General features: G+C 34.5%; 10 protein-coding genes and 1 tRNA gene. 5 read left to right on the plus strand and 6 right to left on the minus strand.

Annotated features, from left to right (window positions below):
• Window positions 1–11: 11 nt before the first annotated feature.
• The 3 genes from hutU to QL232_RS12260 are packed head-to-tail and all read right to left on the minus strand — an operon-like array spanning window position 12 to window position 3,819.
• Window positions 12–1,709, minus strand: a complete 1,698-nt coding sequence (gene hutU, locus QL232_RS12250; protein ID WP_281614335.1) for a urocanate hydratase — start codon at window positions 1,707–1,709, stop codon at window positions 12–14.
• 27 nt (window positions 1,710–1,736) lie between these two features.
• A complete protein-coding gene (gene hutH / locus QL232_RS12255; protein WP_168883443.1) occupies window positions 1,737–3,305 on the minus strand; it encodes a histidine ammonia-lyase in 1,569 nt (522 codons plus the stop codon).
• A gap of 37 nt (window positions 3,306–3,342) precedes the next feature.
• Window positions 3,343–3,819, minus strand: a complete 477-nt coding sequence (locus tag QL232_RS12260) for a MarR family winged helix-turn-helix transcriptional regulator (RefSeq protein WP_168883444.1) — start codon at window positions 3,817–3,819, stop codon at window positions 3,343–3,345.
• Window positions 3,820–3,974: 155 nt separating this feature from the next.
• On the opposite strand from QL232_RS12260, the gene apaG reads away from it, so the two are divergent.
• The 3 genes from apaG to QL232_RS12275 all read left to right on the plus strand — a co-directional run bounded on the left by apaG (window position 3,975) and on the right by QL232_RS12275 (window position 6,688).
• Window positions 3,975–4,364: a Co2+/Mg2+ efflux protein ApaG gene (gene apaG / locus QL232_RS12265; RefSeq protein WP_168883445.1), complete on the plus strand. Its 390-nt coding sequence runs from the start codon at window positions 3,975–3,977 to the stop codon at window positions 4,362–4,364.
• 90 nt (window positions 4,365–4,454) lie between these two features.
• Window positions 4,455–6,008, plus strand: a complete 1,554-nt coding sequence (locus QL232_RS12270) for an ATP-binding protein (RefSeq protein ID WP_281614336.1) — start codon at window positions 4,455–4,457, stop codon at window positions 6,006–6,008.
• Between the two features lie 14 nt (window positions 6,009–6,022).
• Entirely contained in the window at window positions 6,023–6,688 is a 666-nt protein-coding gene (locus QL232_RS12275; RefSeq protein ID WP_281614337.1) for a response regulator transcription factor, read from the plus strand.
• Between the two features lie 277 nt (window positions 6,689–6,965).
• On the opposite strand, the gene QL232_RS12280 is transcribed toward QL232_RS12275, so the two are convergent.
• Window positions 6,966–8,246: an MFS transporter gene (locus tag QL232_RS12280; protein WP_281614338.1), complete on the minus strand. Its 1,281-nt coding sequence runs from the start codon at window positions 8,244–8,246 to the stop codon at window positions 6,966–6,968.
• 316 nt (window positions 8,247–8,562) lie between these two features.
• On the opposite strand from QL232_RS12280, the gene QL232_RS12285 reads away from it, so the two are divergent.
• A complete protein-coding gene (locus tag QL232_RS12285; RefSeq protein ID WP_281614339.1) occupies window positions 8,563–12,693 on the plus strand; it encodes a DUF445 family protein in 4,131 nt (1,376 codons plus the stop codon).
• 31 nt (window positions 12,694–12,724) lie between these two features.
• Complete coding sequence (locus QL232_RS12290) at window positions 12,725–13,513, plus strand: DUF3575 domain-containing protein (protein WP_281614340.1); 789 nt, start codon at window positions 12,725–12,727, stop codon at window positions 13,511–13,513.
• Between the two features lie 64 nt (window positions 13,514–13,577).
• Here QL232_RS12290 and QL232_RS12295 read toward each other — a convergent pair whose 3' ends face one another.
• Entirely contained in the window at window positions 13,578–14,168 is a 591-nt protein-coding gene (locus tag QL232_RS12295) for an outer membrane beta-barrel protein (protein ID WP_168883451.1), read from the minus strand.
• Window positions 14,169–14,350: 182 nt separating this feature from the next.
• Window positions 14,351–14,424, minus strand: a tRNA-Arg gene (locus tag QL232_RS12300).
• Window position 14,425: the final 1 nt, after the last annotated feature.

A 14,425-nucleotide genomic window follows, 5' to 3' on the forward strand; every position in this document is an offset into this window, starting at 1 on the left:
GAAAAGAATATTTATTTGATGATTAAATCATGATCTTCACCCACTTTTGTGGCAATATCGTAACCAGCATCATGATGACGAAAAATTCCCATTGCAGGGTCGTTATGTAACACTCTTCTGATACAATTTTCAGCTCTTTCTGTTCCATCAGCCAAAACAACCATACCAGCATGTTGTGAGTAACCAATTCCAACTCCACCTCCATGATGGAAAGAAATCCAAGTGGCTCCACCAGTTGCATTTGACATTAAGTTTAGTAATGGCCAGTCTGAAACTGCATCAGAACCATCTAACATCGACTCTGTCTCTCTGTTTGGTGATGCTACTGATCCACAATCCAAGTGATCTCTACCAATAACGATCGGAGCTTTCAACTTACCTTCTTTTACAAGGTTATTGAATATCACTCCTGCTTTTTCTCTTTCACCCATTCCTAACCAACAAATTCTTGATGGCAAACCTTGGAAAGCTACCTTTTCATCCGCTTCTTCTAGCCACTTGATTAAGTGCTTATTTTCAGGGAATGCTTCTTTTAAAGCTTCATCTGTTACTTTAATATCCAGTGGATCACCTGATAAAGCAGCCCAACGGAAAGGTCCTTTTCCTTCACAGAATAATGGACGGATATAAGCTGGAGTAAAACCAGGGAAATTGTATGCATTATCACAGCCTCCTTGTTTTGCAAACTCACGTAAGTTGTTCCCATAATCGAAAGTGATTGCTCCTTTCTCCTCTAAATCCAACATGTATTGTACGTGGCGAGCCATTGATTTCAATGACTTTTCTTTATATAAAACAGGATCTGATTCTCTTAATTTCTCCGCTTCCTCTAATGACATCCCGTTTGGAACATAACCATATACTGGGTCATGAGCAGAAGTTTGATCTGTTAAAACATCAGGTGTGATTCCATCTTGGATAAGTCTTTCCAAAACATCACCAATATCACCTACTAAGCCAACAGATAATGCCTCACCTTTTTCCTTCGCTTCCATTACCCATTGAATCGCCTCTTCGTAAGAGTGAGTCATCTTATCGATATACTTTGTATCAATACGCTTCTGGATACGAGCAGGATCAATATCAACACCTAACATTGCAGCACCACACATTGTCGCTGCTAGCGGTTGAGCTCCGCCCATGCCGCCTATACCACCAGTTACTAAAAGACGACCTTTTAGGTCTCCTCCGAAATGCTGGCGAGCACAAGAAGCAAATGTCTCATACGTTCCTTGTAAAATTCCTTGAGTACCAATGTAAATCCAAGAACCAGCTGTCATCTGACCATACATCATAAGACCTCTTTCTTTTAATTCTTGAAAATGCTCCCAGGTTGCCCAAGCAGGTACAAGGTTTGAATTGGCAATTAATACTCTAGGTGCTTCAGGGTGTGTTCTCACAACCCCAACTGGCTTACCAGATTGAACAAGCAGAGAGTGGTTATTATCCAACTCAAGAAGAATCTTGATGATTTTTTCTAGTGATTCTCTATTTCTTGCTGCTTGTCCTGTTCCTCCGTATACAACAAGGTTTGCAGGATCTTCAGCTACTTCATCCGTAAGATTGTTTAAGAACATTCTTAAAGGAGCTTCCGTCTGCCAAGACTTCGCATTAAGCTCTGGCCCTGTTGGTGGGATATAATGTGGATGTTTTGCGTATTTTTCTAAAAACGCTTCAAATTTTTGTTGTGATGTTGATGATGCTTCCATGATTAGTATGTGTTTAGTATTTTCTAATTAAAAAGAGAACTCCTGTTTGTATTCTCCATTTAAATCAATCTTTTCTTTCTTTGATATTTCATTTGCTAAATGAACCAATGCACCACTTTTTACAATATCATGCATTGCCTTAATGTCATAAGCTAATACTCTATCTTCGTCGGCATGTGCTACTCTTTCCCTTACATAAGCATGAGTACCTTCAATAATTGGTGAAGATTTCAATGGTCTTCTGAAGTCTAATGCTTGGGCTGCATACAATAACTCTACTGCTAATATTTGTTCAAGATTATCAATAATTTGTAAAGTCTTTCTGCCAGAAATAGATCCCATAGATACATGGTCTTCTTGACCTAATGAAGTGGGTACACTATCTGCTGATGCAGGAAAACATAATGTTTTATTTTCAGTCACTAAAGCTGCTGAAGTATATTGAGGAATCATAAATCCTGAATTTAACCCCACATCTTTCATTAATAATTTCGGTAACCCGAATCTACCTTCAATCATCATGTAGCAACGACGATCAGCGATATTACCAATTTCTGCAGCAGCAACTCCTGCATAATCTAGTGGTAGAGCTAAAGGTTGTCCATGAAAATTACCCCCTGAGATGGCATTTTCAGCGTCCAATATGATCGGATTATCTGTTACCGAATTCAATTCAACCTCAACTAATTCTTTTAAGTGCAACCAGGCATTTCTAGATGCTCCATGCACTTGAGGCATACATCTTAAAGAGTATGGATCTTGTACTCTATCACAATCAACATGAGATTCTAAGATTTCAGATCCATTTAGCATTTCTCTTAAACGAGTGGCAACTAGTTGTGTGCCTTTATATGCTCTAATTTGATGTAATTCTGGCTCAAATGGTCTTGCTGATCCCATCAAACCTTCTAAAGACATTGCTCCAATAACATCTGCAGTATCTAGGGCCTGAGCTAACCTTTCTACTACCTTCACAGCATGTGATAAGATAAATTGAGTACCATTGATAAGTGCTAGACCTTCTTTTGGTCCCAATTGTAATGACTTCATTCCTAATCGGCTTAAGACATCTGAAGTAATGGCTCTACTACCATCTTCAGTATATACCTCGCCTAATCCTATTAATGGAAGGAATAGATGAGATAAAGGAGCCAAATCTCCTGATGCTCCAACAGAACCTTTCTCTGGTACAGTAGGCACTATATCTTTATCAATATGCCATATGATTCTCTCTAATGTAGTAAGAGCTATTCCAGAAAAACCTTGCGCCAAAGCATGAGCTTTTGTGATCAACATCAGTTTTGATGTCTCCTTAGGAATAATATTACCGACCCCAACACTATGACTTTGTAGAATCTTATGTTGAAGAGTTGAGGTATCTTCCTCTGAAATGATTGTTGTACATAGTGGACCAAATCCAGTATTAACTCCATAAACCACATCTCCTTTTGCTACAATTTCTTGAACATAAGACTGGCTCTTTAATACTTTCTCTTTAGCTTTTCCATTTAAAACTCCTTTGGTATTACCTCTTGCAATATCCAAAGCGATATTTACCGTTAGACGGTCAATACCATAGTTAAAAACTTTCTTCATGTTAGTATATATGCTTTATGCTTAGTATGTGATATTTCTATTTTAACTTCTCTAACACCCTGTCAGATAAATTTCTTTCTGATAATGAATTCTCAAGTGTAGTTAATTCTTCCAAAAGTCTATTATCTCCCAATGCTGATAATTCTTTCACCGAAGCTTGTAATGCTGACCAAATTGGTTTCGATGTCTCTACCAACGATTCTCCCTGAGGTGTCAACTGTAATATTCTTTTTCTGCCATCATTAATATCCTTCTCCATTAATAAATGTCCTTTCTTAATGAGAGCTGTTGTCAATTGGCTTACAGCTGAATGACTCACTCCCAATTCGTCGGAAATCTCTCTTAAAGACATGGATGTATTTTTATCTAATAGATAAAAAATTGGGAACCAAGAAGGATCAAAATCGATACCTTTCATTTCATACACTTTTGCCACTTCAGATAGGAATTTTTCTCCTATTCTTCTTAATCTACTGCCTAATACTAGGCTTCCTGCTGACTGGTAAAAATTCATTGATGATTTCTTATTGAATTAGTAGCACAAAAGTATATAAGTACTTACATAATTCAAAGAAATAACAAGAATTTATGTAAGTACTTATATATTTTTTTTGAGTTTTATTTACAAAAGAGCAGTATATTCATTATACTTGTAAACAAATGTAAATTATGGAAATAGCAATCACAGAAGGTATAAAGGTGAGCGTTGATCAATATTTCCTTCCCGAATATTCCTCACCTACCGAAAGACATTATGTATTTGGCTACAAAATCAGGATTGACAACCTAAGTGCGTCGGCAGTACAACTACTAAAGAGAAATTGGGAAATTATAGATATCACAGGAGATAAAAGAGAAGTCGTTAGAGGTGATGGTGTAGTTGGTAAAAGTCCAATTATACAACCCGGCGAATCTTTTGAATATGTTTCTGGATGTCACTTTGTGTCTCCTATTGGAAAAATGAAAGGAAGTTATGAAATGATTCGTGTACGTGACAACAGTCCATTTGACGTTCAAATTCCAGAATTCACCTTACAACCGAAATATTCGATAAACTAAACTGAACTGTACATCAGCTTTCAATTTATTCTCATAAGTTGTAAATTTAAGTAAAGACCTAATACTCGTTATTTCTTAAATACGCTACTTATGACGAAGATATCATCTACTAAAGATGTTGCGTTATCACTTAACGATAAAAATCTAAAGCAACTCATATTAAACAAAGCGATTCAGATAGTCCTTTTGGATGGTATCGGTAAGATATTGGAACACAATTCTCAATTTGAAACACAACCTGATGATAGGTATATACATTGTTATTACGACTTCAGTAAGAATGATAGTATAACACCTAATGTACTTTTAAAAAGGATTTCGGTATGGAATGGAATTCTTATTCATAAAGTAACACACAAAAGGTATGCTGTTCAGTTATCTAAACTTAACGATGTATTCTTGTGGCTGGCATTACCTATTTCTTTCGATCAATCTGATGTTGACATAGAAGAGATTCAAAACCTCAAGGCTCAGATTATCTCATTAACCTCAAAGGAAAAGAAATTGCAGGCTTTATTGCAAGCTCAAGCTATTGAACAATTAGAACATACAGACACCTCTCTATTATCAGATCTTCCATTGGGAATAGAATATTCTGAAAATAGTGCCAAGGCTATTTTTGCCAACGAAGAACGTCAAAGGTTATCTTTTGAGGCTTCAAAAGAAGGTATTTGGGATTGGAATCATGTTACAAGAAAAGTGTTCTACTCAAGGCCATTTTTTCAAATGTTGGGTTTCTCGACTAAGGAAAAAGAAGGTGACATCTCTATTTTATTGAATGCAATACATCCAGAAGATCGTCCATCTGCACTAAAAACACTCCAAAGAGACATTTTAATCAAAGATGGGTTCCAATTGATATTTAGGATGTATAATGCCGATAATAACATCATATGGGTACTTCTCAAGGCTGCTGTACAAAAAGATATTAACGGCACTGTAACTAGAGTTATTGGTAAACATTCTGATATCACATTCTTTAAAAATCAATCGGAGAATATTCAAAAGGCTGTCTTAAAAACTGAGGATAAAGAAAGAGAACGCTTTGCTGCAGAGATACATGATGGTATGGGACAGACATTAACTGCCTCCTTATACCTACTTGACGAGTTTATAAAAAACTCAAATAATATAAACCAAAATGAAAAAGAAAGACTCTCAGGAATTAGAGAAAAAATAAGAGAGGCTATTAAAGAAGGAAGAAACATTGCACATAACATAATGCCCACTTCAATTGAAGAAAGGGGTTATAGTGGTTCTGTTGAAAAAATCGCAAATTATTACAAGGATATTTCAGACAAAAACTTGCATTTTTTTTACAAATATGATGCGAATGCATTATCCTTAGCTAAGCAACTATTGTTACTAAGGGTTACCCAAGAAGCTATAAATAATTCTTTTAAACACGGAGGTGCAACAGATGTTTCTATTTCTATGACTCAAGATATAGATCAAATCATTTTAACGATCGAAGATAATGGCTGCGGCTTTGATATCAATGAAAAGTTATCCAAAGACAAAAAAGGACTAGGGCTACAAAATATGAAAGATCGTATTGAGTCTATTAGTGGCAAAATCTTTTTCGAATCATCAGAAAAGTTTGGGACCTGTATCGTCATTGAAATTCCAACTTTTACCAAATAATTGAAACTATTAAGATGATGAAACATAAAATTTTACTTGTAGATGATCATAGTGTAATCCGACACGGAATTCGATCTTATTTTAAAAACTTAGATGATTTTGAAGTAATTGCGGAGGCAGATTGTGGTGAACGAGCATTTAAAGCTCTTAATGCCATGGATGTAGATCTGATTTTTATGGATATCAGTATGCAAGGAATGGATGGAATCAGTGCCACTAAAAAAATCAAAGAACATTTTCCTCAGATTAAAGTAATTGCATTGAGCATGATGATGGATAGTAGTTATATTAAAAATATGATTGATGCAGGTGCTGATGGATATTTATTTAAAGATTGCAAGGAGGAAGAAATACTTAAAGCAGCAAGGGCTGTTATCTCAGGAGATTCCTACTATTGTTCTTCTGCTACAAAAAATATTATAAGTAGTTACAAAGATGAACAATCAAAAGTTGCCACCGCTAATGATCCGCACTTCTTATTAACTGCAAGAGAAAAGGAAGTTTTGCGTTTAATCATAGACCAAGCTACTAATAAAGAAATATCTGAACAATTATTTATTTCTCCCCGAACTGTAGATGCTCATAAGAGGAATTTATTAGAGAAAACCGGACAAAGAAATGTAGCTGGATTGGTGATGTATGCTATCAAAAACAAGCTGTTTACGGACCTAAAAGTGTAGATTAGGTATAATACCTATACCATTTAGGTAATATGCTCATGCTGATTTTTGGTGACCTGTGTACATTTGTAATGTACTAAATAAGAAACATATTTCTTTCCTGTTACACCTAATGAAGAATCAACTAGAAAGGTTAAGTATAATAGATAGATAGCACAATAGTTCATCAGTTACAGAATGAGGGAAAAGTCCATGCTAATAGCACGGGCTTTTTTTTATGCACAAAAAAAGCCTTCTCATTACTGAGAAGGCTATCTATATTGAAAGATATAGAAAATTAAACTTCTACATCATCAGATTTATATCCAACTAAAGCGTAGTACATTAAGTAAGCTTCACAAACTACTACAATAGTCCAAGTCATTTGCCAGTCGCCTAATGCATCTGCACTCACACCTTGTAACCAAGGAAGAATAGCACCACCAGCAACACCAATCATTAATGCACCAGAACCTTTTGCAGTATAAGGACCTAATTTATCAATAGCTAAAGCAAAGATAGCTCCCCACATGATTGAGTGCATTAAACCAATACCTACTAATAACCATAATTCTTGAGTAAACATACCACCTAAAGTAAGTAATAATGCTACTGTTGAAGTTACTAATAATTGAGTTTGACCTGGGATTTTTGCTAAGAATGAACCACATAAACGGCCAACTAACATTGAACCCCAATATAAAGTCGCCATTAAAGCGTAAGTTTCTTTTGCTACACCAATTTGTTTTGCATGTAAAACGATGTTCGATCCTACTGCAACCTCAGCACCTACATAAACGAAGATAGCAATAACACCTAAAGTTAAGTGTTTGAAACTCCAGATAGATTTTGTTAAAGTTGAAGGATCAATTTCCTCACCAGAATCAGAAGCCATTGGGTTAGGTAATTCAATTCTACCTAAAACACCTGCTACAATACCTACTACTACCATAAGGATAGAAAGTGGTAATAACAATTGAGCTACTTGAGGAGCAACACCACCAAATACAATACTAGCTACGAAGAAAGGAGCTACTGTTGTACCAATAGAGTTTAATGCACCTGCAATACTTAAACGAGTTACAGAAGAAGTACCTGGCACTTCACAAACAGCGATGAATGGGTTAATTACAGTTTGTAATACAGCCATTGCACAACCTAAAGCATAAGAACCTACAATAAAGATAAAGAATGCTTGAGGAACTTGACCCTCACCGATTGCTACTGAAGGTAGGTCAGCAAATTTAGCTGATAATGCTTCAATACCTAAGGCAACAATTAACATTAAAAGACCTCTAATTAAAGTCGTTTTATGTCCTTTGTTATCTACCCAGTTAGATGCGATGTTACCCATTGTAGGATAACCCATGAAGAAGGCGAAAGTAATGAAAGTAACTAGAGTGTTTTCTAATTTACCTGCCTCAGAAAGGAGTGCCTCTTGTAAAGGCGCTTGGAATTGTTGGTTAACTACAGTTAAAAAGCCAACAATAAACATTAGACCTACCATTATCAGGAATGGTCCTGTGTTATTTTTTTTAGTCGAATTTTCCACAACTTGTTGTTCTAAAGTTTCACTCATTGTTAAAATAAATCAAGCTTGTTCTTATAATACCCTGGATATGATGCTAGTAAAAAATTGAGTAGGCCGATAAACTTTAATTTCCATAGCCACATTTAGCATAAACCGGTTGCAATATATAAAAACAATAATGATAGTAGTAATGACACTTATCAATTTTATTCAAATGTTTCATTCGATAGTTTTATTTTAACAATATTTTGCAATAATTAAAAAATGAAGGATTAATCACTAAAATTTTAAAGTTTTTCATAATAATTTTAGAAACAGTGAATAAAGTATTTGCATTCAAAGCAGTTTATTGCAAATTTAAATTATGATCAATGCTCTTATTCTTAAAATCCTATCGGGCTCAGTCGTTGGGTACACTACTAACGACCTGGCTTTAAGAATGTTATTCGACAAAGTACTTGGTATTCCTAGTATTGTTGAACAAACAAAAGATAGTTTTATCAAAAATATAAGCCAGCTAGTAGAGTCTGAAATCATCAGACATGATAATATTAGTGAGGAAGTAAAAAAAGATAAATTCAGAGAATCTCTACAAATTATGCTCAGTGAGTTTGTAGAAAGACAATTGCGTTCTGAATTCTCCGAGGATGAAAAAATTGGTGATATCCCAGGCATTGATCAATCAGTAGATAAGCTTCTAGATATCATCAATGACAACACAAATGATGTTATTCGAAAAGGTGTTAACGGAATTTTCAAACACACATTAATTACTGATTTCACCTCCAAACATCAAATACAACATGTATGTGAAGAGCTTTTTCAGTTGATTAGTCATGCCTTACAAGAAGACCGACTCATAGAGATTTTTGTGAATGATGTATGGCATGAGATCAAAAGAGATCAAGCACAAGAGGTCATTGCTCCGATCATCTTTGAAAGCGTTTCAGGGTACACATCAAACTTTTTTGATGAGCTTCATGAAACACTTAAGAAGGGTGATTTACCTTTAAATGACTTTATCGACAAACTCCTTTACCGATTAGATACTGAGAATTTAATTGGTAAGATCAGTGATAGCATCTCAAAGAAAAAAATTTCTGATATTTTAGGTTCTGGTGATGAAGGGAAAATTGCAAAAGAATTTCACAGAATCCTTTCTAAAGAATTGAACGACCCTTCTCCTGACGCTCCAATAAAAAGATTAATCAGCATTTTCGTTGACCTAATCCGTCAGGAAGAAACCACTATATTCCAAATCCTCCCTCCTGCGATTGGAAATAATTTTGAAAAATTTATTCGTAAAAATATTCCTATTATTCTAGATGCCGTTATTGAATGGATCCAAGAAAATAGGGAAGAAATAAATGAGTTAGTCAATACCTCTTTTGAAGAAAACTCTTCTTTCCTTGGAGGGTGGCTTATAAATTTATTTGTGGACAGCGTCTCGGAAAGATTTAAAGTGGTAGATGAAATCATCAATATCACTAATAAACATAAATCTGAAGACCGCTCTAAAGAACTTGCTGAAAAGGGAGCTGATTTATTCTTAAAGTATTTAAAAGAGAATAGTATTGGTTCATTGATCAATAGGTTCGATCAAAAGGCTATTGTCAACTCAATCCACAAACTGCTCATTGGCTTATTAGACCATAGGTTATTAGGTAAAGGTGCGGATTCCATCTCATTATTGTTGGATCGTAAAGTTGGTCAATTATGGAGTTCAAATAAACAGAAAGAAGATTTATCAAAACTTACTAAATATTTAATTGACGAAAAATTAGTCAGTGATTTTCTATACCAACGAAAGTCTACGGATACTGCAAAGCAAATTGTTCAAGATCGCTTAGATCGAATTAAAGAACAACCTTTGTATTCTATTTTTAATGACAAAACGATTGAAGGCTTTGCAACAAAAGCACAAAACTATTCATTAAAATTAGTTGAAGAAGAGAAGATTGGAGTGATATCTACTACAGAAAAAGTCATCTGGAACGAAATCCAAAACAAAAGTATTTCTAAAGTCATCGGAAATAACTCTGTAGAACGTTGGACCCCAAAATTAAAACAGATTTCTCAAAAATTCCTTCAACAATTTAGTCAAAAAATCAAAAGTAGACCCATTCATGATTTAGTTGGCATAGCTGAAAAAACTACATCACTACCATTAAAATTAGCAAATGGTATTGTTGGATACATTGATAGAAATATCAATCGTTTAATGAAGGGACAAGTAAGCAAGGTGGTTGAAAAAAACCTGCATAATAAACATCAGCAATTACCTGAAATGGTGAAAGGTTTTATGGGTAACAATATGCAGCCTATTACCTATTTTGGTGCTTTCCTTGGAGCTATTGCAGGAGGTTTAACTGCGTATATCCCTTTTGGTGACACACCAACAACTCTAATTGCAGGCATAGCAGGTGTTTATGGAATTACTGGTTTGGCTACGAACTGGATCGCTATAAAAATGATCTTCAGACCTTACAGACCTAAATACCTTTTTGGTTTCCAACTTCCCTTCACTCCTAGTGTCATCTCATCAAACCAATCTAAGTTTGCAGAGAATATGGGTGATTTTGTAGGAAAGCAGCTATTAAATGAAGAGTCTATTGGATCAGATATCGAAGAGAAGATTTCATCATTGAAAGATACCATCTTCAATACCTTCGTCGAAAGTGATTATAAAACACTAGATAAACTTCTTGAAACGGAGAAGAAAAGTATTGGAAAAAAGATTAGTAAGGAGGTCTCACATCAACTATTTAGCAATCGCTATGAGTATGCAGAAAAAGCAGCTCAAATAATTGACAAAGAGCTTGAATCATTTAATAATTTCTCAGAGAATTCACTTCAAACTACATTTATCAATTTCACTCATAAGGATGTTATCCATACAACATTAGCTGCTTTTTTGTCAAAACGTGTTGTTAAGATCCTTGAAAATGATTTAATGCTTTCTGATGCCCTGCCAGATAAGTTTGTTCAACAAATGTTCGAAGCAGTGAGTGATATCCTATCTAGACAAATTGATAAGTCAAATACATGGATTCAAGATGAATCACTCTTTGACAAACTTAAGATGATGTTTAGAGATAAACTGATGTTTTATCGTTCTAAAAAGATCAACGAATTAGAATTACTAGAGAACAATAAAGTAAGAATAAAATCTACTGTTTGGAATTTAATGTTGGACACATTGGAAAAGGATACTTTCCAACAACAGCTATTAAACTTCTTCGAAAAACAATTTGAAAAGCTATCAGACGATGAACTTCCAATCCGAGATTTATTTGATGGCAAACCCTACCAGTTTTTACAACAAAACAGTATTTCTCTAGTAGATAAACTAATGCAGCAAGTTATTGGACACCTAAAAGACAATGACGATAGATTTGCTGAGGAAGTATATGAGACCGTTGTGAAGAAAAGAAGTTTAGCAACTCTCTACGAAGGCCATATAAAAAGAACAACAAAAGATTTAGCAAATAATAAAATCCCGAATCTTTTAATGAGAGGTTTACCTGAAATCACTCAAAAAATTCAGGATAAGATCTCCATAATTGCACAAGAAACTAAAGTAAAAGACCTAGAAGTTAGCATCAACAATGAAGTACTCCATGATGCGGTTGTAAATTTAATGAAGAACAATCGATTATTGACGAGTATTCAGTATGTAATGAATCGCATAGTTGACGAGATTTTTGACACTAAAATTGAGAACATTTTAAATGTGGGTGAAATTTCTGAAGACGAATTATATGATACTTTAAGCTCCAACTTGGCTCCTGAAATTGATATCATTCGTCAACATTTAGCATCACAACTCTATCAAGAAGATAAAAAAGAATTAATCGTTAATGACCTAACACACATTATTCATGATATCTTCAAAAAAATTCTTCTTCCTAAAAAAGTAAAAGAAATATTCCAGGAAGTAGATAAAGAAGAATTACAAAATGGGATAGAAACCACATTCAAATTGTTCCTTCAAACAAGATCTTTCCAAAAATTAATAGGTGGTGTTGCTTCTGAACTTGCAATAAATCTTGAAAAAAATGGAATTTATAAGTTCATACACAAGGAACAATTACTTATTGATCTAGAAAAAGGCATCTACAAGTCATTAGAAAACAATAAAAACCAGGAAGTGATTCGGGAAATCACTAAAAACACTTCTGTGATTTTGCTTAACAACTTCAATAGATGTTTAACTGTTGAAACTAAAAACTATTTATTAGAACGTATTTTAGATGGTCTGATGAAGTCGGTAATTCCTCATTCCAGCCGTCTTATTAGAAATATCGATTTTAAGGGTATCGTACTTAAAGAAATCAATACAATGGACCCTGCAAAGATTGAGGAGCTATTCTACGGTTTTGCTGGAGTGTATTTCAATCGTTTAATAGTATACGGATTCATACTTGGTCTACCTATTGGTGCGACGTTAGATTTTGGGTTAATTGGGTTGGTTAATTATCTTTTTAAAGAGTAAATTAGTTATACAAAAACTATAACTCTTAAAAATGAAAAAATACTTAATCTGGCTTACTATCCTTTTCTTATATTTTAGTATTCCAAGTTACTCTCAATCTACCTCTAAACAATTAATGGTATCCTACGACTCTTCCATCACTATGATGAGAAAGAATGTTGTACGTCTAAACCTAACACCCTACATTCTTTGGGGAGGAAGAAATATTGTTGTTGGATACGAAAGAAGGATTTCTAATCATGAATCCATTTCATTAAACGGTGGGGTTCTATCCTTTCCTAAAATTGTTAACCTCGCTATTACTGACTCTATTATTGCTAATGATCATAAAAACAATGGTTTTAGTGTAGCAGTAGATTACAGAAGATATTTTAAGAAAAGAAATAGAGGCTTTGCTCCTGATGGTTTGTATTGGGGGCCATACGTCACCTATTATCGATATAACCTGAGTAGTAAACTTACCATTACCGATACCACAGGAACTCAAGTTACAGCCTCCTATGCTAACTTTAAGGGTTCAGCCAACATATTAAATATTGGTGTAGAACTGGGTTATCAATTTATTATTAAGAAGAGACTAGCCATTGATCTAATTATGATTGGTCCAGGATATGGCTTCTATGGTGGTAAATTAAAACTCGACAGTGATGTTACTATTGACGAAGAAGACGAGGTACTATCAAAAATTAGAGATGGATTAGTAGAAAAGTTCCCTATCCTTGATGGTGCTCTTGAGGGCAAAGAGGTCAGTACGAATGGTTCCTATGGCACTTGGACAGGTGGACTCCGGTTTGTTATACAAATTGGCTACACTTTCTAAAAAAGAAAAGGTCATCTACGCTTAAAGCAAAGTAGATGACCTTTTTTTTATCTATTACATTCAACTAACGTTCTATAAAACCAAGGTTGAATGTTGTTCTAAATTCTAAACTATTATATGTAGCCATAGTATCATAAACTTTTACATCTGGTACTATTCTATAAATTGCTGCAAGACCGAACCAACCAAAGTCAACTCCTATTTCAGGTGCATAACCAATAGTTGTGGTTGTTTCTATATCTTGATTACCAAAGTCAAATCCTTGTGGATTTTTTGGATCAAATTTACCTGGAGCTACTTTGTAACTACCCAAACCAAAACCTACATAGGGTCTTACTTTACTTTCTCCAAAGTGATATAATACTTTACCAGAGATATTAGAAAATGAAGTGGCCTCAAAATCAGAACTACTCATATCCTTTGGTGCAAGCACCGATACAGTTCCTCCATATTCAGCTCCTACTGACAGTTTAGGAGTGATATTATAAAATAGATTGATGTGGTAGTTACCTCCAATTCCATTCATAGATAAATCTCCTTCTTTTGCAGAAACTGATGATACACCTCCACCAAAACCAAGATTTAATAATTTGTCTTGTGCGAAAGAAGTTAAACTAAATAAAGATAGAAGTAAGATGATTGATAACTTTTTCATTATTGAAGTATTTTGATTGTTTAATTTATTAGCTATTGTAGTTTACGGTTTTAAGATTTTTTAGTCTATTTTTGTATTTTTAACAAATCATAATACTTCTCTTCTTCACAATCAATTGATCATCATTTTTGGGCAATAAAAAAGCCGATAACATTGCTGCTATCGGCTTATCAGATCACATGTGATCCGACCAGGACTCGAACCTGGAACCTACTGCTTAGAAGGCAGTTGCTCTATCCAGTTGAGCTATCGGACCA

Source organism: Flammeovirga sp. SubArs3 (assembly GCF_947387565.1).
GTDB lineage: Bacteria > Bacteroidota > Bacteroidia > Cytophagales > Flammeovirgaceae > Flammeovirga > Flammeovirga agarivorans.